Annotated in this window: 21 protein-coding genes; 18 read left to right on the top strand and 3 right to left on the bottom strand. The window is 36.6% G+C overall.

Annotated elements, in window-relative coordinates; translation table 11 throughout:
- Window positions 1–27: 27 nt before the first annotated feature.
- Window positions 28–663, bottom strand: a complete 636-nt coding sequence (locus tag DFQ03_RS03140; protein ID WP_133671566.1) for a CatA-like O-acetyltransferase — start codon at window positions 661–663, stop codon at window positions 28–30.
- A gap of 196 nt (window positions 664–859) precedes the next feature.
- Here DFQ03_RS03140 and DFQ03_RS03135 point away from each other — a divergent pair, with 196 nt between their 5' ends.
- From DFQ03_RS03135 to DFQ03_RS03115, 5 genes are all read left to right on the top strand, one after another.
- Window positions 860–1156 (top strand): GNAT family N-acetyltransferase, encoded by a 297-nt coding sequence (locus tag DFQ03_RS03135; protein WP_133671565.1) that lies wholly within the window; start codon window positions 860–862, stop codon window positions 1154–1156.
- Between the two features lie 3 nt (window positions 1157–1159).
- Window positions 1160–1594 (top strand): (4Fe-4S)-binding protein, encoded by a 435-nt coding sequence (locus DFQ03_RS03130; RefSeq protein WP_133671564.1) that lies wholly within the window; start codon window positions 1160–1162, stop codon window positions 1592–1594.
- Between the two features lie 135 nt (window positions 1595–1729).
- A complete protein-coding gene (locus DFQ03_RS03125; protein ID WP_133671563.1) occupies window positions 1730–3022 on the top strand; it encodes a Zn-dependent hydrolase in 1293 nt (430 codons plus the stop codon).
- A 6-nt stretch (window positions 3023–3028) separates the two neighbouring features.
- Window positions 3029–3463 (top strand): SRPBCC family protein, encoded by a 435-nt coding sequence (locus tag DFQ03_RS03120; protein WP_133671562.1) that lies wholly within the window; start codon window positions 3029–3031, stop codon window positions 3461–3463.
- 63 nt (window positions 3464–3526) lie between these two features.
- A complete protein-coding gene (locus tag DFQ03_RS03115; RefSeq protein WP_133671561.1) occupies window positions 3527–5074 on the top strand; it encodes a M20/M25/M40 family metallo-hydrolase in 1548 nt (515 codons plus the stop codon).
- Window positions 5075–5083: 9 nt separating this feature from the next.
- Here DFQ03_RS03115 and DFQ03_RS03110 read toward each other — a convergent pair whose 3' ends face one another.
- On the bottom strand, window positions 5084–7672 hold the full coding sequence (locus DFQ03_RS03110; RefSeq protein WP_133671560.1) for a cyclic nucleotide-binding domain-containing protein: 2589 nt from the start codon (window positions 7670–7672) through the stop codon (window positions 5084–5086).
- Window positions 7673–7874: 202 nt separating this feature from the next.
- Here DFQ03_RS03110 and DFQ03_RS03105 point away from each other — a divergent pair, with 202 nt between their 5' ends.
- The 13 genes from DFQ03_RS03105 (at window position 7875) to DFQ03_RS03045 (ending at window position 18099) form a co-directional block, all read left to right on the top strand.
- Complete coding sequence (locus tag DFQ03_RS03105; protein ID WP_133671559.1) at window positions 7875–11030, top strand: WD40/YVTN/BNR-like repeat-containing protein; 3156 nt, start codon at window positions 7875–7877, stop codon at window positions 11028–11030.
- A 7-nt stretch (window positions 11031–11037) separates the two neighbouring features.
- Window positions 11038–11610 carry a pentapeptide repeat-containing protein gene (locus DFQ03_RS03100; RefSeq protein ID WP_133671558.1) on the top strand — a complete coding sequence of 191 codons (573 nt, stop codon included), beginning with the start codon at window positions 11038–11040 and terminating at the stop codon, window positions 11608–11610.
- 2 nt (window positions 11611–11612) lie between these two features.
- Entirely contained in the window at window positions 11613–11834 is a 222-nt protein-coding gene (locus DFQ03_RS03095) for a hypothetical protein (protein WP_133671557.1), read from the top strand.
- A 48-nt stretch (window positions 11835–11882) separates the two neighbouring features.
- The gene (locus tag DFQ03_RS03090) at window positions 11883–12074 is read left to right on the top strand and encodes a DUF4177 domain-containing protein (RefSeq protein WP_133671556.1); all 192 of its coding nucleotides are present in this window, start codon (window positions 11883–11885) and stop codon (window positions 12072–12074) included.
- A gap of 1 nt (window position 12075) precedes the next feature.
- The gene (locus DFQ03_RS03085) at window positions 12076–12294 is read left to right on the top strand and encodes a DUF6500 family protein (RefSeq protein WP_133671555.1); all 219 of its coding nucleotides are present in this window, start codon (window positions 12076–12078) and stop codon (window positions 12292–12294) included.
- A gap of 4 nt (window positions 12295–12298) precedes the next feature.
- On the top strand, window positions 12299–12859 hold the full coding sequence (locus DFQ03_RS03080; RefSeq protein ID WP_243834406.1) for a nuclear transport factor 2 family protein: 561 nt from the start codon (window positions 12299–12301) through the stop codon (window positions 12857–12859).
- Between the two features lie 204 nt (window positions 12860–13063).
- Complete coding sequence (locus DFQ03_RS03075) at window positions 13064–13573, top strand: outer membrane beta-barrel protein (protein ID WP_133671554.1); 510 nt, start codon at window positions 13064–13066, stop codon at window positions 13571–13573.
- 207 nt (window positions 13574–13780) lie between these two features.
- Complete coding sequence (locus DFQ03_RS03070) at window positions 13781–14353, top strand: Crp/Fnr family transcriptional regulator (RefSeq protein ID WP_133671553.1); 573 nt, start codon at window positions 13781–13783, stop codon at window positions 14351–14353.
- Window positions 14354–14471: 118 nt separating this feature from the next.
- Window positions 14472–15680, top strand: a complete 1209-nt coding sequence (locus DFQ03_RS03065) for an MFS transporter (RefSeq protein ID WP_133671552.1) — start codon at window positions 14472–14474, stop codon at window positions 15678–15680.
- A gap of 96 nt (window positions 15681–15776) precedes the next feature.
- Window positions 15777–16763, top strand: a complete 987-nt coding sequence (locus DFQ03_RS03060; protein WP_166637426.1) for a TIGR03571 family LLM class oxidoreductase — start codon at window positions 15777–15779, stop codon at window positions 16761–16763.
- Window positions 16764–16824: 61 nt separating this feature from the next.
- A complete protein-coding gene (gene gloA2, locus DFQ03_RS03055; RefSeq protein WP_133671550.1) occupies window positions 16825–17205 on the top strand; it encodes an SMU1112c/YaeR family gloxylase I-like metalloprotein in 381 nt (126 codons plus the stop codon).
- An 84-nt stretch (window positions 17206–17289) separates the two neighbouring features.
- Window positions 17290–17748 (top strand): DUF6265 family protein, encoded by a 459-nt coding sequence (locus DFQ03_RS03050; protein ID WP_243834405.1) that lies wholly within the window; start codon window positions 17290–17292, stop codon window positions 17746–17748.
- Window positions 17749–18099, top strand: coding sequence for a hypothetical protein (locus tag DFQ03_RS03045; protein ID WP_133671548.1), 351 nt, complete (start codon window positions 17749–17751; stop codon window positions 18097–18099).
- 88 nt (window positions 18100–18187) lie between these two features.
- Here DFQ03_RS03045 and DFQ03_RS03040 read toward each other — a convergent pair whose 3' ends face one another.
- Window positions 18188–18652 carry a CBS domain-containing protein gene (locus DFQ03_RS03040; RefSeq protein ID WP_036151428.1) on the bottom strand — a complete coding sequence of 155 codons (465 nt, stop codon included), beginning with the start codon at window positions 18650–18652 and terminating at the stop codon, window positions 18188–18190.
- Window positions 18653–18684: the final 32 nt, after the last annotated feature.

The raw sequence follows: 18684 nt of genomic DNA, 5'->3' as shown, positions 1-18684 counted from the left end.
CTACCACCACATTACTTAATTTTCAATTTAAACGTCACCATTCAATGACATTAATCGTTGAAATTCGGCTACGAACAAACCAACTTCATACCCATCCATTAAAGCATGATGCACATGAATTGATACTGGCATAGATCTATGTTCACCTTCACCCGTCATTTTACCATATGAAATTTTTGGGCAGCTATCTGCAAATTCAAAATGTCGTGCATGAGAAACCGATGTGAAATCGAGCCATGGCATACTTGAACAATGTAAAACGTTGACACCGCATTCAGGCAATTCTAGTCCCGTTGACATCTTAACCTCCTCAATCACTTTATTAGCAGCATCTCTAAACTCATGAAATGACTCCTTATATTCAATATAAGAAAAACCGAATGTTCCGTTTTCTCTACCGATGGTAGGTGATGCATGTACATAATCATATTCGAATACCTTACCATCTTCAATTCGATATTTAAACGGGGTTATAGTATTGGCAGCCTTTAAAGTTCTGTGTAAATAAATCAAGAAAAATGAGTTGCCAGATTGTTTTGCATAATCATAAGCATTAGAACAATTTACTTTTACGGTTACCCCATGAAAAGGCTCGCTGAACTGTGAAAAAAACTTGAAATGACCTGCTCTATTCCATTCCTTAATATTTAATTCCTTCTTCATTAATTTATTCTATTACACTTTTGAGTCAAGTCATTTTCTAGGGCAATAAATATACAACCTGCGATTCGTATTATAAAATGGACTTTATAAACTACCATATAGAAAGTCAATATTATTATTTAATAATTCGTTAGTGCCATAGCCCTTAAAAGAAGCATTTTTTAACTACCTTAAAACCTCCTAAAATGGAACTACAATGAATTTGAATTTAGTAGATGTTGCATTAAAAAAGAGATATGAAGCAATCATAGATGGTTCGACTGCATATATTGAATACATAAAGGCGCAAGACAAAATCTATTTGACCCATACAGAAGTTCCAAAATCTATGGAAGGTAAAGGTATCGGTTCTGCACTTGTTCTTAAAGTCTTAGAAGATATTGAGAAAAAGAATTTAGCCTTGATTCCCCTTTGCCCTTTTGTTGCACTATATTTAAAAAGACATCCAGAATGGAAAAAACTGGTAATGAAAGGTATTAATATCGGAGACTAAGTGATGGATAAAGAAATAATTAAAGAATATTCTAACGGTGAACTAGTAGTGGTTTGGAAACCACAAAAGTGTATTCATGCCAAGGTATGTATTCACATGCTGCCAGAGGTTTACGACCCAAACAAAAGACCTTGGATTACTCCCGAAACTACAGAGACAGCAGCTTTAAAAAAACAAATTAACGAGTGCCCGTCGGGTGCATTAACTTATTATATAAAAAACGAAATAATGGAAGAAAACGAATCAAAAGACCAATGTGTTACAGATATTATTGTGGCAAATAACGGACCGCTAAAAATTAAAGGGAACTTACAAATTCAATTAGCAACGGGCGAAATTGTAACAAAAGAAGGAACCACTGGTTTTTGTCGTTGCGGTGTTTCAGAAAACAAACCATTTTGCGATGGATCACATAGAAAAATAGAATTTATAGGTTAATCATTTATAAGTCTAAAACATAAATTATTAAGTGTATACTACATATCAACAGTATACACTTAATAATCTATAATTCTAGCTTACCTATTTTTGGAATATTTGCAGAGTAATACAAACACTTTACCATAAAGGATCATGAAAAAATATAAGAATATAATTGCTATACTTTTAATTGTTAGCCCTTTATTATGTATCGCTCAAATCTCGGTAAATCAAGACCGATTAGAAGAACGAATTACGGATCTTGCCCAGTTTGGCATTCAAGAAAATGGCGAAACCGAACGCGTTGCTTTTAGCGATGCCGATATTGCAGCCCAGCAGTGGGTTATTAAGCAATTAAAAGCTATTGATATTGAAACCCATATCGATTATGCAGGCAATGTAATTGGTACACGAAAAGGGACAAAACCAAATATGAAACCGATTTCATTTGGCTCACATATTGACCGTGTTCCCCAGGGCGGCAATTATGATGGCTGTGTTGGCAGTATGGCTTCATTAGAAGTTCTTAAGGTGCTTGATGAAAACAATGTTAAAACGAAACATCCATTAGAAATTATAATCTTCTCTAATGAAGAAGGTGGTGTTGTAGGTAGTAGAGCAATCGCCGGCCATTTAAAAGAAAGTGCTTTTGGTGTAAAAAATTCTACAGGGTACACTATTGGCGAAGGTATGATGCGATTAGGTGGAGATACCACCAGACTTGCAGAAGTTGCTCGTAAAAAAGGGGATGTCGCTGCGTTTTTAGAACTACATATTGAACAAGGTGGTACTCTTGAAAAAGAAAATTTAGAGATTGGTATAGTACAGGGTATTGTTGGACTAAAATGGTGGGATGTTGAATTCAATGGATTTGCAAACCATGCGGGCACAACACCAATGAATGCAAGAAAAGATGCGCTTTTAGCAGCCTCAAAATTCATCCTGGCAGTTAATGAAGTTGCCACAAGTTTCGATGGCGCGCAAGTTGCTACAGTTGGTAGAATATCTGCAGAACCAGGCGCACCCAATGTAATACCTGGTTATGTTGTGACCAGTCTTGAAATTAGAGATATATCTTCTGAGGTTATTGAAAAGGTGTATACTGCTATCGAAAAAAGAGCAGAAGAAATTAGTGCTGAATCGGGAGTAGAAATCATCTTTAAAAAACTGGATACCACAGCCGATCCAGCTATCATGGATTCAACCATACAATCTGCAATTGAAAAAAGTGTTCAATCACTTGAATTGAGTTACAAATCAATGCCAAGTGGCGCTGGTCATGATGCCCAAGACATGGCACTTATAGCGCCTACAGGAATGATATTCGTTCCCAGCAAAAATGGCATTAGTCATTCGCCAAAAGAATATACTTCTGCGATTGACATGGCAAATGGGGCCAATGTATTATTGCAGACCATTTTAGCATTAGACAAAAAGCTTAAGTAAAGATTTATGAAAGAAAATGAACCCATAATTGTTACTCAGCTTTTTAACGCGTCCATGGAGCAAGTATGGGAAGCATTGACAGATGTGAATCAAATGCGACAATGGTATTTTGATGCTATTCCCGATTTTAAGCCAGAAGTATCTTTTAAAACCCGTTTTTTAATAACGAATGAAGGACGAAATTTCACCCACAATTGGGTTATTACGGAAGTAGATATCCCCACAAAAATTAGCTATCGGTGGACGTTTGATGAATACCCGGGCGAGAGTATCTCTACCTTTGAACTTTCTAAAAAAGAACATCAGACACTGCTTACGGTTACCAGTAAAATCATAAAAGATTTCCCGACAGACATCCCCGAATTCAAAAGAGAAAGTGGTGTTGCGGGTTGGGAGTATTTAATTAAAGAAAGCTTAGTCAAATTCTTAGCGACCAGATAGTTTTAACATCGTACATCCGTCATTAAATTAGTACCTTAGTTCAAGGAACGAACTAACTTGAACATGAAAAAAGGACTACTCATTAGTGCATACCTGTTATGCACCGCGTTTATGTTTTCCCAAACTACGGAAGACATTGTCAAAGCCATTGAAAAAGAAGGCATTGAAAACTCCCAATTAGAGCAATTAGCTTACGAATTAATGGATCTGAACGGACCACGATTGGTGGGGACACCAGAAATGAAAAGTGCCCATGATTGGGCGGTCAACACCTACAAAAAATGGGGAATTACTGCCGAGAACCAACAATGGGGAACGTGGAAAGGATGGCAAAGAGGAATTACCCATGTAGATATGGTTTCGCCTCGTGTAGCATCATTGCACGCTACTCAATTGGCATGGAACCCCGGTACTAGTTCAAAAGGGGTTACAGCCTCATTAATTACACTACCAAGTTTTACAGATTCATTGTCATTTGTAAAATGGCTTCCTAATGTAAAAGGAAAAATAGTAATGGTGAGCATGTTGCAACCTACGGGAAGACCAGATGAAAACTGGGAAGAATATGCAACAAAAGCATCCTTCGAAAAAATGAAAACCGAGCGTGATTCCATAGAAAAGATATGGAGACAGAATATTAACAATACAGGCTACACGAGTAGAAACATCAATTCTGCATTTGAAAGAGCAGGTGCCGTAGGTATTGCACAATCGCGATGGTCTGAAGGTTTTGGTGCCAATAAGATTTTCAGTGCCGGTACCGAAAAAATTCCCGCAGTAGATATTTCTTTGGAGGACTACGGAATGTTATACAGAATGGTAGAGCACGGTGAGGACACCAAAATAAAAATTGTAGCGGAATCTAAAGACCTAGGTGTTGTGCCCACTTTCAATACCATAGCCACCATACCGGGAACCGAGTTCCCCGATGAATATGTAATACTTTCTGCCCATTTCGATTCTTGGGATGGCGGCACAGGAGCAACCGATAATGGTACAGGTACCATTACCATGCTAGAAGCCGCACGTATTCTGAAAAAAGTATATCCAAACCCAAAAAGAACCATTTTAGTTGGACATTGGGGAAGCGAAGAACAAGGCTTAAACGGTTCTAGCTCTTTTGTTGAAGATCATCCAGAAATTGTCGACGGAGTTCAAGCCCTTTTTAACCAAGATAACGGTACGGGTCGCGTTGTGCGTTTGTCGGGACAAGGGTTTCTTCATGCATACGATTATTTAGGTCGATGGTTAGAAGCTGTACCTGAAACTTATAAAAATGAAATAGAAACTACATTCCCCGGTTCACCTGGTAGAGGTGGGTCTGACTATGCCTCATTCGTAGCTGCCGGTGCACCTGCATTTTCGCTAAGTTCTCTTAGTTGGGATTATTGGAATTACACATGGCATACCAATTTAGATACCTATGACAAAATTGTTTTCGATGATGTAAGAAACAATGCCATACTAACTGCAATTCTTACTTACATGGCTTGTGAAGACCCAGAAAAAACATCTCGTGAAAAAGCGGTTTTGGGCATCAATCCAAGGTCTGGTAAAAAAGGAGAATGGCCAACACCAAGAAAGCCACAACGAAAAGGTGGGCAAGACTAAGATTAAAATCTACATTTGATTTTCAAGTTCAAGGCTATCCGCTGCTTGTAATGCTTTTTTAATAGCAGTACTCCACAGTGCATAGCCTTGCTTGTTTAAATGCAATCCGTCAGAAAGATACAATTCCGGAATTGGTCTATTATCCGTAGTTATCATTTGTGCGAACACGTTTATATACTGCGCATTAAGTTCTGAAATAAAATACTTGGACAACATTAAATTGGTCTCCATGATCAACGGAATTAATGCTTCACGCTCTACACTTGGTTTAAGGCTAATCAATGCCAATTCTACCTCTGGATACTTATTTTTGATCAACTCCACCAATTCCATACAACCAGAAAGTACTTCTTGTGGTGTTTTACCATCATTAAGATCGTTTTCACCTGCATAAAGCACAATTTTAGACGGATTCGCTTCGGTAAAGATTTCATCGAAGTAATGAATACACCATGCAAAAGTTGACCCTCCAAAACCTAGGTTCACCACATTGAACGGACTAAGATCACGTTTCATATTTACCCACAATCGCACTGAAGAACTACCGTAAAAGGCAATTAGATTTTCTTGCGTTGGCAATTTGGAAACCCGTCTTTTAAGTCGTTTTATTTCATTGCACCAAATAGCAGGTGGATCCTCAAGACTATCAGTTCCAGAGGAAGACACATTCAATTGTTCTGCCCTCTCAATGGCTTGTTTTACATAGCCCGAATACTGTTTTTGATATTGCTCCATAAACGCGAACAAATCGGTATTACTTTTAGAAGGCACCTTATCGCTCAATAAAAAAGGTTCTTTAATAACGCAGTAATACAAATTCTTACCAATTCTTTGATCAAAATTGACCATAACTATCGGTACTATATAAGGTTCTGGATCGGTATGCAAGGCTAATTTAAAAGCTCCTATTTTAAAAGGTCCGGGAGACTCTTCTGTTCTATATGATGTGCCTTCAGGACTTATGATCAAATTATAGTTTTGTTCCAGATGTTTAGTAGCCTCACTATAAAATATGCTACGGGCTTGTTCTTTCTTATTGCTTGTAGTTTGTTCAGACTCCTTTGTATATACATTGATATAACCTAGGTTGTTGTAATAATTTTGGTGTCCGTATTCTTGCCCCTGCCCTATTCTTACCGTTCTAATACCTGGCTCGCCATATTTCTTATAGAGCACCATAGCACTTAAAAAATGGGAATCAAGGGTAATTTGAAAATTATTGTTTAAAGTATAATGTGGGTCATTTATGAGGTGGTTATAAATAAAAACATTCCCGGTATTCTCCGGTAGATTTTCCCAACCTTCAATAATGTACGGTACGTTTTTAAAGACCTTTGTTGTGAGTTCTGCACATACCTTTCTGTTCTGTTCTACATCTTCACTGTTCTTTTCTGCAACATTTTCATAAATCTGCTGTAATCCGCTCACAAACTCGTGCTCCTTTTGATCCTCACCCAACAACTCTAGACTTAATGAGGCTATATGCCTTTCTAATGCCGTGCCGTTTTTCAATAATCTTGAGAGGGCATCATATGCAAGTTGCTTGGTCGTCATACTTTTTAAAAGATGCGGTACTTGGTGCAATGGTGAGGACAATAATAAGCGCGACTTATTGTTTTTGATCAATTGATAAACCGCCTGTAAGCTGTGTTTGCCCAACAACCCCACATATCTAACAAAAGCTGCATTGAGTTGATTACCCATAAGCCAGAGTAACCGTTGATAAAATTGACCTTCGAAAGCATCATCTTTCCGGAACAATTTCATTAGATCGCACTCGGGTATAAAATAGGCAGATGTTTTTGTATTGGTAATTGCAGAGCAAATATCTTTCTCCTTAAGCAAACAAGACCATCCGAAGACAAATCCTGAATTTTTAATAGAGCGTTGTTTAATTTCAATGGTGTTTTCAATTCTTTTAATGGTCACTTCCCCATGAATAAGAATGAACAATCCGTTACTGGAACCATCTTGCACATACAACACCTCATCGGGCTCATACTCGCGCCGCTCTGCCAAAGCAGCCAATGCCATTAAACTTTTCTCTTCAAAATAATCTAAAAACGGGGAACGCCGCATCAATGAAACAATTTCTTCTTGCTCCGATACGGGAGAGATAAAGAATTGACGATCCTCAACGAAAGGTTGAAACCTTACCGGACTCAGCAGTTCCGTTTGTTTTAATAATGCGGTACGTAATACATGATATAATTTGGCACCAATATTTTTTAATAATACGTTCTGATGCCCTTTTTTCAAATATGCATCAAGCTCTTTGAACGGAATTTCAAAAAAAGTAGCTTTTGTAGAAGCTACCGTGGCTTTATAGGTATAACGTTTAGGTGTATTAAAGCCATTTAAGCCTATAGTTGAAAATGGTTCTGAATTTTGGCAGACCAAAATATCGCTCTCTGGGCTATCCAATGAAATATAGTAATTAATACTCCCTTCTATAAGCCACCTAAAGGTGTTGACTTTCTTATGAATGTAACTAATGGCATATCCCTTTTGGTATGTTTTTATTGCTCCGTCAGGAAAATATTCCTTTAGTTTTTCTGTATTTATTTCTTGTCTTAAAAGTCTAGTTTGGTGTATCATGCGCCTTCTAACTTAACTAGATTAAATCGAAAAAAGAAACTCGGCATACATTAAAACCAATTTATCATTTTAAGAAATTGATATTGGTTAAAACCATAAAATTTACACCCTTAAAATTAGAATTACCAAATTTAATTTGCCGGCTATCTTTTTACAAAGGCTTTTGTTATCTTCCCTATTCAACAACAAATTAGACCACACCATGAAAACCATCAGACTTCTGCTCGTGCTTATTATTATGGCACCGGTAGCCATGCAATCTCAACGTAGAAAAAACAAAATAACCGAACCCGCCATCACAATAAAAGACTCGCTTTTTACAGGCTTAAAATGGCGAAATATTGGTCCGTTCAGAGGTGGAAGAAGTGTAGCTTCAACCGGTGTAGTGGGTCAACCCATGGTATACTATATGGGAACCGTTGGTGGCGGAATATGGAAAACTACGGATGACGGAATTAATTGGAAGAATATTTCTGACGGATTTTTAAAAACCGCGACAGTTGGTGCCATTTCCGTATCGGAAAGCAACCCTAATATTGTAATTGCAGGTATGGGCGAACATGCTGCCCGTGGTGTAATGACCTCAATGGGAGACGGTGTATACAAATCTACCGATGCCGGAAAAACCTGGAAGCATATGGGTATGGACAAAACCAGGCATATTTCTGACATCATCATAGATCCAACCAACCCAAATATCATTTTTGTTTCGGCACAAGGGGCGCAATACGGTGCATCTTCTGAAAGAGGTATCTATAAGTCTGTAGATGGTGGCGAAACATGGAAAAATGTACTTTTTATAGATACTAATACCGGAGCATCTGGTCTTACGATTGATATGACCAACCCCACCATTTTATATGCAGCTATGTGGCAACACAGGCGTTTTCCATGGACCATGGAATCTGGCGGTAAAAACTCGGGCATCTACAAATCTACCGACAGTGGCGAAACATGGCAGCAATTAACCGAGGGTTTACCCAAAGAAATGGGTAAAATAGGTATTTCTGTATCTAGAGCCAACCCAGAACGTGTTTTCGCAGTAATCGAGGCGGAAGGAGAAAAAGGCGGTGTATACCGTTCTGACGATGCCGGTAAAAAATGGACGCTTATCAACAAAGACAGAATAAACATTGCCCGCTCTTGGTATTACATGGAAATTTTTGCTGACACTCAAAATGAAGATATTGTGTATGTGCTTAATGCTCCGGTAACCAAATCTATAGATGGCGGTAGAACATTTACGCCGTTACCTACTCCCCACGGTGACAACCACGATTTATGGATTGATCCATTAAACAACCAACGCATGGTAAATTCTAACGATGGCGGTTCTAATGTTTCCAATAATGGAGGTAAAAGCTGGAGTACGCAAGAGAATCAAAATACTGCACAGTTCTACAGGGTAATTACAGATAATTTGGTGCCTTATAACGTCTATGGCGGTCAGCAAGATAATTCTACCGTTGCAATTGCCTCTAGAACAAATGACAGTGGTATAGACTGGAAAGATTGGTATGCCGTTGCCGGTGGTGAAAGCGCCTTTTTAGCTTTTGACCCAGATAATCCAAAATTAATTTATGGCGGCACCTACCAAGGTAATATTGATAAATGGGATGCGGACACCAAAGAATCTAAACCCATAAAGGAATACCCAGAACTGGGTTTAAGTATATCTCCCGAAAATGCAAAGTATCGCTATAATTGGAATGCACCCATTATTACATCGCCACACGATAGAAAAACCATTTACCATGGTGGTAACGTTGTGTTTAAATCTACGGATGAAGGTCAAAGCTGGTCGGTTATTAGTCCGGATTTGACCCGAAACGAAAAAGATAAGCACGGACTTGGCGGCAGACCATTTACCAATGAAGCCGCAGGTGGGGAAATCTACAACACACTTACCTATTTAACCGAGTCTCCACATGAAGAAGGCGTAATTTGGTCAGGTAGTGACGATGGGCTGGTACATATAACCAAAGATGTTGGTGAAAATTGGACAAATGTTACTCCCCCAGGTGCTAAAGACGGTATCATTAATAGCATTGAAGTATCTCCGCATGATCCTGCCACTGCCTATATAGTATTAATGCGCTACAAATCGATGGATTTTGAGAACTACATTTACAAGACTACGGACTACGGAGCAACATGGACAAAAATTACGAACGGTATAACGGGCGACAATACCTTTACCCAAGTGGTTCGTGAAGATAAAAAGGTAAAAGGACTACTTTATGCAGGAACGGAAACAGGTTTGTTTATTTCTTTGGATGATGGTATGCACTGGCAACCTTTACAACTAAACTTACCCTTGACTCCGATCAATGACCTTATCATTCAAGATAATGATTTGGTAGCGGCAACTGCCGGTCGTGCTTTCTGGATATTAGATGATTTAGCAGCATTGCAAAATGCGACCACACCAAAACAAGAAATAAATATTTTTAAACCAAAAGACACGTATTTATTTATAGGAGGATATAGCGAAAAGCCCGTATCCGGACTAGGCAGTAATCCGAAGAGCGGGGTAACTTTTGATTATTACCTAAGTGAAGCACAAGACAGCACAGAGTTAAAATTGGAAGTCTTAAAAGATGGAGAAATCATACGTACCGTTACCAATCAAAAAGATAAGAAATTTAAATCGTGGCCAGGCGGTCCCTCCAAACCAGCTGTATTAACCGCAACTAAAGGGTATAATCGTTTTACCTGGGATTTTAAAAGAGACCCATTGCCTGCAGTAGATAAGGTTTTTGTACTTGGTGGATTAGATGGTTCTTTCGTTGGGCCAGGCGATTATAAGCTAAGGCTAACTTTAGGTAATCAAACGGCAGAAACCATGGTAACCATTTTACCGCTGCCGAAGGTTAAGGCTAATATGGCAGACTATGAAGAGCAACAAAATATGTTAAAAACCATAGAGTCTACCGTAGTTGAAATACATAATGCGGTAAATGATATGCAATCGGCAAAATCACAATTAAAACAGTATAGCCAATTACTTGAAGATAACTCAAAAGCTGAGGCACTATTGAAACAGGGCGATTCATTGATCAAGCGTATTACCGCTTGGGAAGAGAATCTTATTCAACCCAATCAAAAAACCTTTCAAGATGTTATTAATTTTGAAAATAAACTAAATGCTCAATTATTGAATTTGAGAGGATACATAGATGTAGCGGAACCCAAGGTTACTGCAGGCGCCAAAGAAAGATTACGAGATCTATTGGCTACTTGGAACACTTTTAAAACAGAGCATAATGCCATTATCAATACTGAAATGAAAGCATATAATACGATATTTCAAAGTCTGAACATTCCTGCAATTATATTACCGCAAAAACAAAACTAAAACGAAGTTGGAGAAATTAATACTAGATCAAACTTTTAAAGTACAAAAGTATACAGAAGACCGGTTACCAAGAGCCGAATATGAGAATTGCACCTTTGAAAGTTGCGATTTTTCTAAAGGATACCTTGACAACCAAACTTTTTTAGAGTGTGAGTTTATAGATTGTAATTTAAGCAATGCAAATATTGTAAATACGACCTTTAAGGAGGTAAAATTTTCGCATTGCAAACTTATGGGGCTTGCTTTTAATACCTGTAATACTTTTTTGATGGATTTTTCTTTTTTTGACTGCAATTTAAGTTTCTCCATTTTTACCGATTTAAAGCTAGTAGGGCAAGTCTTCATGTCTTGCAAAATGGAAGAAGTAGATTTTGGCGATTGTGATTTAAGTAAATCGAAGTTTGATGAATGCAACTTAGAAAGAGCTGTATTTGGGAGAACCAATTTGCAAAAAGCAGATTTTAGCACGGCCACAAATTTCAGTATTGACCCTGATAATAATACAATGACAAGTGCCATATTTTCAAAAGATAATCTTGAGGGATTATTGCAGAAACACAAGCTTAAAATTTTGAAGTAGACATGAAATATTATAAAATTAAATGGAATGACACTCGTGGAGATGAGTATGATAATTGGGGTAAATCAAATTGGTACTTAGAATTAGATTATGAAAACTATCCCATGAGACAAATTGAGGTTTATGATAATGGAAAAAGACTAAAGTATCATTCAGAAATGAATAATGACGCCTTCGGAAAATTAGGAGGTCAACGGAATCGAATTATCACTTTCGGAATTTGAACGCCAGTGGAAAATTAAAAGTTTTAATCAATATTAAATTTATACATTATGTACGAATATCAATATGTAAAACTAGCATTAGGAGGCATATTTACTTCTAAGCCAAACTCAAATTACAAAGAAATAATAGCCGCCAAAGCAAAGGAAGGTTGGCGTTTTGTTCAAATTTTCGCTCCGGCAACATCTGGCTATGGCTCAGCCTCTTATTTTGAGTTAATATTCGAGAAAAAAATTGATTAAAATGAACAAAGAAATAAAATCAAAAATCATCGAAGTCTGTGATGCCAAAATCGCTGCAAAAGGAGAAAACGTGGGACTATCTTTCTATGCATTTTTCAAGAACAAAAATGACAATCCAAAGCTTTTAATGGAAGTAGCCCAATGGTGGATTCTAGAAAACAAATTGGACCATTTTGAGAAGGCGGTTAAGATTAAAGAGATGGTAAAATCTTTAAACTAAAGAAATGATAAAAAATACTTTTTTTATTCTGTTCGTAATCGGATTATTATTCAGTTGTAACAATGAGGCGTTAAGTCGTAAAGAAACTGTTAATACATTTTATAAAGCTTTTGATTCTGGCGATTTCGACAAAATAAAAGCTGTTATTCATGACAGCATTACCATTGTTTCCGGTGATTTTGTAATGCCTTTTAACAAGACTAGTTTTAAGGAATTCTATAAATGGGATTCTATTTTCAAACCGTCATATGAAATACTGGAATTGGCTGAAGAGAACGATCACCTTATTGCGACTATCAGTCAAAAGAATATTCGTAATGCCTTTTTAAAGAATAATCCGTTAAAGTTAAACGTCAAAATCTCTTTTACTTCAGGTAAAATTACAAAACTTGAAGAGCTAGATTACATTGACGTTAATTGGAAAGAATGGAATCAAGAGAAAGATTCTTTAGTCAATTGGATAAAATTAAATCACCCTAAATTAGATGGTTTTGTAAATGATATGACCATGACTGGGGCAAAGAATTATTTGAAAGCGATTGAATTATATGAGGGTCGAGAATAGTTAGAAAGCAAGTATGATTTTATAATGATTCTAAAAAATGGTTATTTAGATAATAGTGTCATTACCAACTACCTTAAATTTCATCTTATATAATTAGACAATTAATAAATATTAGCAATTAAATTAATTAATTATCTTTCGCACCAATTACATTTAAATATCAAAACAACATTAATTAACTAATTGCTAGTCAACACATTAATCATGAAAAAAATCACTTTATTATTAGCCTTATTAACTATTGGCTTTACGTACGCACAATCACCATTAGAAGAGGGAGCATTACAAGCAAATGCAGGATTTGGCTTCTCTAGTTGGGGAACTCCTATTTATGCGGGATTAGAATATGGTGTTGCACCGAATATCTCTGTGGGTGGAGAATTATCTTATCAAACCTACAATTACGGTAGCGGTTTTGGTGGGGACTACAAGAGTTCTATATTTGGTATTACTGGAAATGGTAATTACCATTTCAATGAGATTTTTGAAATTCCAAGTCAGTGGGATTTATATGCCGGTGCCAATTTGACTTATTATAGCTGGTCTACCAAAATTAACGGTAGCACTGTTAATGATGTTGATGAAGATAATTTTGGTATTGGTTTACAAGTAGGTGGTCGGTATTTCTTCGATGACAACTTTGCGATCAACCTTCAAGTTGGTGGAGGAAACGTTGTAAGTGGAGGTAGAATCGGAATCACTTATAAATTATAAGAATACTTATTATATCAACAAGGGATGATTTACAAGTTTGTAGATCATCCCTTGTTTTATTTAAATACAATTGATGCCCTTTTTTGAATTCAATTAAACAACATAAAATCATTAGCAATAACTTCCAGTATTTTTCATAATTTACTATATAAGAACACTTTATCAATTCACAATTGCTATTATAACTAAGGACCTTATTTTTACCATATGGAAAACAAGTTACAGTTACTAAGACAACATTTTGAAGAAATCGTTTCTTTAACTGATGAGGAGTGGAACTTTGTACAATCGCACTTTGAATTTAAAAGTCTTAAAAAACACCAATTTTTAATACAAGTAGGACAGCCTGTAGACTTTGAATATTGGATTATTAAAGGCTTAGTAAAAGCGTATTCCATAGACGAAAAAGGCAAAGAACATATTCTTCAATTTGCCATGGAAAACTATTGGGTGAGCGACCATTGTGCTTTTCAGCATCAAGAACCAGGTACTATTTTTGTAGATTGTCTTGAAGATTCTGAGTTCTTCTGTTTATCCCTAGAGAACAGGGAAAAGATTTGTATTGAAGTCCCTGCCGTTGCGAACTTTTTCAGAATTAAATCGAATCACGGTTACATCAATCTGCAGCAAAGAATCTTGTCTTTGCTTACCATGACCGCAGAAAGTAGGTATGAATACCTATTAAATAAGCTTCCAACATTAATACAACGCGTTCCTAAAAAATTAATCGCTTCTTATTTAGGCGTTTCCAGAGAGACTTTAAGTCGTTTTAACAGCTAAAAGTGACCTAAATCACTTTTCCATATTGATATACATCACAAAAAATCCGTGATGTATGTCCTCGCACACATCTTGGTTTTCATAGAATTTTGTATCGAACAATTAAATACAATGTACTATGAAAACTACAAGAATACAGGGTTCCCAAACGGTAGCCAAAAAGAAGAGTCTACCAGCCGCATTATGGGCATTGACCATAAGTGCATTTGCCATAGGAACAACGGAATTTGTAATTGTAGGTTTATTATCTACAGTTGCAAACGACCTAGGCACATCATTAACATCAGCAGGATTATTAGTAAGTCTGTACGCCATTGGTGTTGCCATTGGTGCACCCATTTTAACTGCCTTAACAGGTAAAATTCCTAGAAAACAATTACTAATCGGTATTATGTTGCTTTTCATTATTGGTAACGGATTAGCAGCTATCTCACCAAGTTTTGAGTTATTGCTATTATCAAGAGTAGTGACAGGTTTTGCACACGGTGTATTCTTTTCTATCGGGTCTACCATTGCAGCTAGTTTGGTGCCAAAAGACAAAAGAGCAACAGCAATTTCTATAATGTTTGCTGGTCTAACGGTAGCCATTGTTACCGGTGTGCCTTTAGGAACATACATTGGTCAGAATTTTGGATGGAGAGCAACCTTTATTGGTGTTGCCTTATTAGGATTAGTCGGTACAATAGCTAGTTTAGCTTTGGTTCCTAAAAACATCAAACAATCAGCTCCATTACGTCTTATAGACCAATTAAAAGTGATTAAGAATCCGTCTATTTTATTGGTATTAGCCATTACCGCATTTGGTTATGGTGGTACATTTGTCACTTTTACCTACTTAACACCTTTGTTGGAAGAAGTGACTGGTTTCTCTTCAAATATGACTAGTGTATTTCTTTTAATTTATGGTATTGCCATCGCGATTGGGAATATCATTGGTGGTAAAGTCTCTAACAACAAACCAGGCAAAGCCTTATTGGTAATGTTTGTGTTACAAGCCATAGTGTTGTTTGTGTTATACTTCACCGCTTCTAGTCAGATTTTTGCCATAATAACCTTGTTTTTTATGGGAATCCTTGCCTTTTCAAACGTACCAGCATTGCAATTATACGTGGTGAAGATGGCTGAAAAATACTTGCCAGGAACCGAAGATGTAGCATCTGCATTAAACATTGCAGCTTTTAACGTCGGTATTGCTATTGGCGCTTATGTAGGCGGAATGGTTGTAGAATCAAGCTTAGGTATTGAAGCAACTCCTTGGGTAGGTGGTATTCTAGTAGTTGTAGGATTCTTTTTGACCCTCGTTTTATTCAAAAAAGAAAAAATATAAATACCAATAGGTACATACATAATTGAAGGCATTTCTTAATGCTAAATAATTCATCAGGTGTCTTAGCGGATGCCTGATAAATTTAAAATACACACTATGAATCCATTTGATAAACTATACAAACCAGGTAAAATGACACTTGGTATAGAGTTTCCTTTAGATAACGATTGGTCATCAGAAGGAAATCGTAAACGTTTGGAAGACAACAGACCTTTTGGCGTGCCTGATATTTCTAACCATTTAGCAATGGCACAACAAATTGACGAAGCAGGCTTCGCAGCCTTATGGATGCGAGATGTCCCGGTGTACGACCCTAATTTTGGCGATGGTGCACAATTGTTTGACACCTTACCGTACTTGGGATATTTAGCTGCAGCTACCAAGAACATTTTGTTGGGTACCGCAGCCATTGTATTGCCGTTGCAACAGCCAATAAAGTTAGCGAAAGCTGCTGCTACCATAGAAAATTTAAGTGATGGCAGACTTTTGTTAGGCTTAGGTTTGGGAGACAGACCTGTGGAGTTCCCAATGTATGATATCGATTATAAAAAAAGACCTGAAATCTTTCGACAAAATCTTGACATTGTCAAAGAAGCTTGGAAAACGAATAGCAATTTAAAATCTAAATACGATTTTTTAACTAGTGGTATAGAAGTCTATCCTAAACCAAAAAAAGACATTCCGCTTGTAATAGCAGGTCATTCCGGACAAAGTATTAATTGGATAGCCAAAAACGCACAAGCTTGGTTTAATTACCCAAGACCTGTTACCGAAACTTTGGAGAACAGAAAATACTGGTGTAATGCTTTGTATGATGAAGACCAAGCAGCAAAACCTTATATTTCCGCTATACATTTAAATCTATCTAAAGACGACAACGCGACTTTTAAGCCACAGCGTTTTGGTGGTACGGTAGGCATTAACCATCTTACCGAATATTTAAAGTCCTATGAAAATGTAGGAGTCAACCATATGGCTATCAACCTAAGAAAATCTGAAACTCCCGTAAGTGAGGCTATTGCTAAAATTGAGGAGGTTGTATTGCCGGAGTTTTTAAATAATTATATTGTTAATGAATTATAATTAGATTTTTCGATAGAAGAAAAACAACAAGACTATTTGAAATAATTAAAGTAAACTCTTCATGAATAAAGTACACCACACCGCTATCATCTGCTCTAATTACGAGGTTTCTAAACAATTTTATACTGAAGTTTTAGGCTTAGAGATTTTTCGAGAAGTTTATAGAGAAGAAAGACAATCTTACAAATTAGATTTGGCGCTGCAAGGAGAGTATATAATTGAATTATTTTCTTTCCCAGACCCACCAAAACGACCGTCTAGACCAGAGTCTTGCGGATTAAGACATATCGCATTTGAAGTAGACGATTTAGAAAAGATAATTGCTCATTGTAAAAAACATGATGTAATAGCAGAACCTATTCGTATAGATGAATTTACCAATAAACGATTCACTTTCATTGCCGACCCAGATGACTTACCAATAGAGTTTTATGAAAAGTAAGCGAAGCCGTTTGTAAACGTTTAATTTGTATCTTGTTACAAATTCTAGCGCATGAAATTTTTACTGTTTTTTTTACTCTCGTCAATGTGTTTACTACAGGCACAAAACACAGTTTCTTTTGAAGAAGGAATGACGAGTCCGGCTGCGACGCTAAAAAATATTGAATGGTTAGCGGGACATTGGAAAGGAGAAGCCTTTGGAGGAATTGCCGAAGAAATATGGAGTCCGCCTGCAGATGGTTCCATGATGTTCTCTTTTCGATTACTTGATAAAGGTGAAGTAAGCTTTTATGAATTCGGTCATCTTATAGAAATAGATGGCACTTTACTTCTTCAACTCAAACATTTTGATGCCAACTTAAGTGGTTGGGAAGAAAAGGACGAAAACATAGATTTCAAGTTAGTAAAAATAGAAGAGAATAAATTTTACTTTGATGATTTTACTATAGAGTGCATATCTGACAAAGAAATAAACATGTATGTTGAGGTTGGTGAAGAAGATGGAACATTGAACGAAGTCACCTTTAATTACCACAGACAATAGATGAAAAAGAAATGTTTAGAATGCGGGAAAGAGGTCTTGGGCAGAGCCGACAAAAAGTTCTGCAATGATTACTGTCGCAATACCTTTAACAATAAAGTAAACCCAGACAGCAAAAACCTTATTAGAAATATCAATAATAAGCTTCGCAAAAACTACCGTATTCTTGATAGTTTTAAATTAAAAGACGGCAAAACGAAAACCACACGTATGCGGTTAATAGATAAAGGTTTTGATTTTGACTTTATTACCAATCTATACACCACAAAAAAAGGCACTACATATTATTTTCTATATGATTTAGGCTACTTGCCTTTAGACAATGATTTCTACATGATTGTAAAGAGGGAATAGTTGGCTATATATAAAAAGCCTCCTAAAAGGAGACCTTTTTATAAGTTAACTTTTTACTTCTTACTTAATACTTTATACTTAATAAAACCTATTTCCAATTATGACCACTTAATTTAAGTGCGGCCACAACGATATCTTTTCTACTTATCTGACCTACCAATATACCGTTTTTCATAACCGGTAATCTTCTTCTATTGTGCTGCGCAAAAATGCCTGCTGCATCAAAAATTGAAATATCATGAGGTATTGTTTCTACAGACTTCGTCATGAAATTCTCTACGCTCTTATCTAAAATAGGCTGATTAAAGTAACGACTTTCAGAAATCTGCTTCATGCAATCGGCTTCAGAAATGATACCCACTAGAAATCCGTTGTTATCTAAAACCGGTCCACCAGATATATGATGCTTGGCAAATTTTTCCATTACGGCTAAAATTGAATCATCTGGCGAAAAAGTGATTAACTTAGTAGTCATATAATCAGCGACCAATATTGGGGCTTCAAATTCCTTTTTAAATACTTTTCTAACACCTTGAAAGCTTTTGATTCCCATGACAGTTTATTTAGAGGTTGATTACTAAAGAT

The organism is Maribacter caenipelagi, assembly GCF_004364175.1.
Taxonomy (GTDB): domain Bacteria; phylum Bacteroidota; class Bacteroidia; order Flavobacteriales; family Flavobacteriaceae; genus Maribacter; species Maribacter caenipelagi.
The sequence above is the reverse complement of the archived record's forward strand: the minus strand, read 5'-3'. Positions and strand labels throughout refer to the sequence as shown.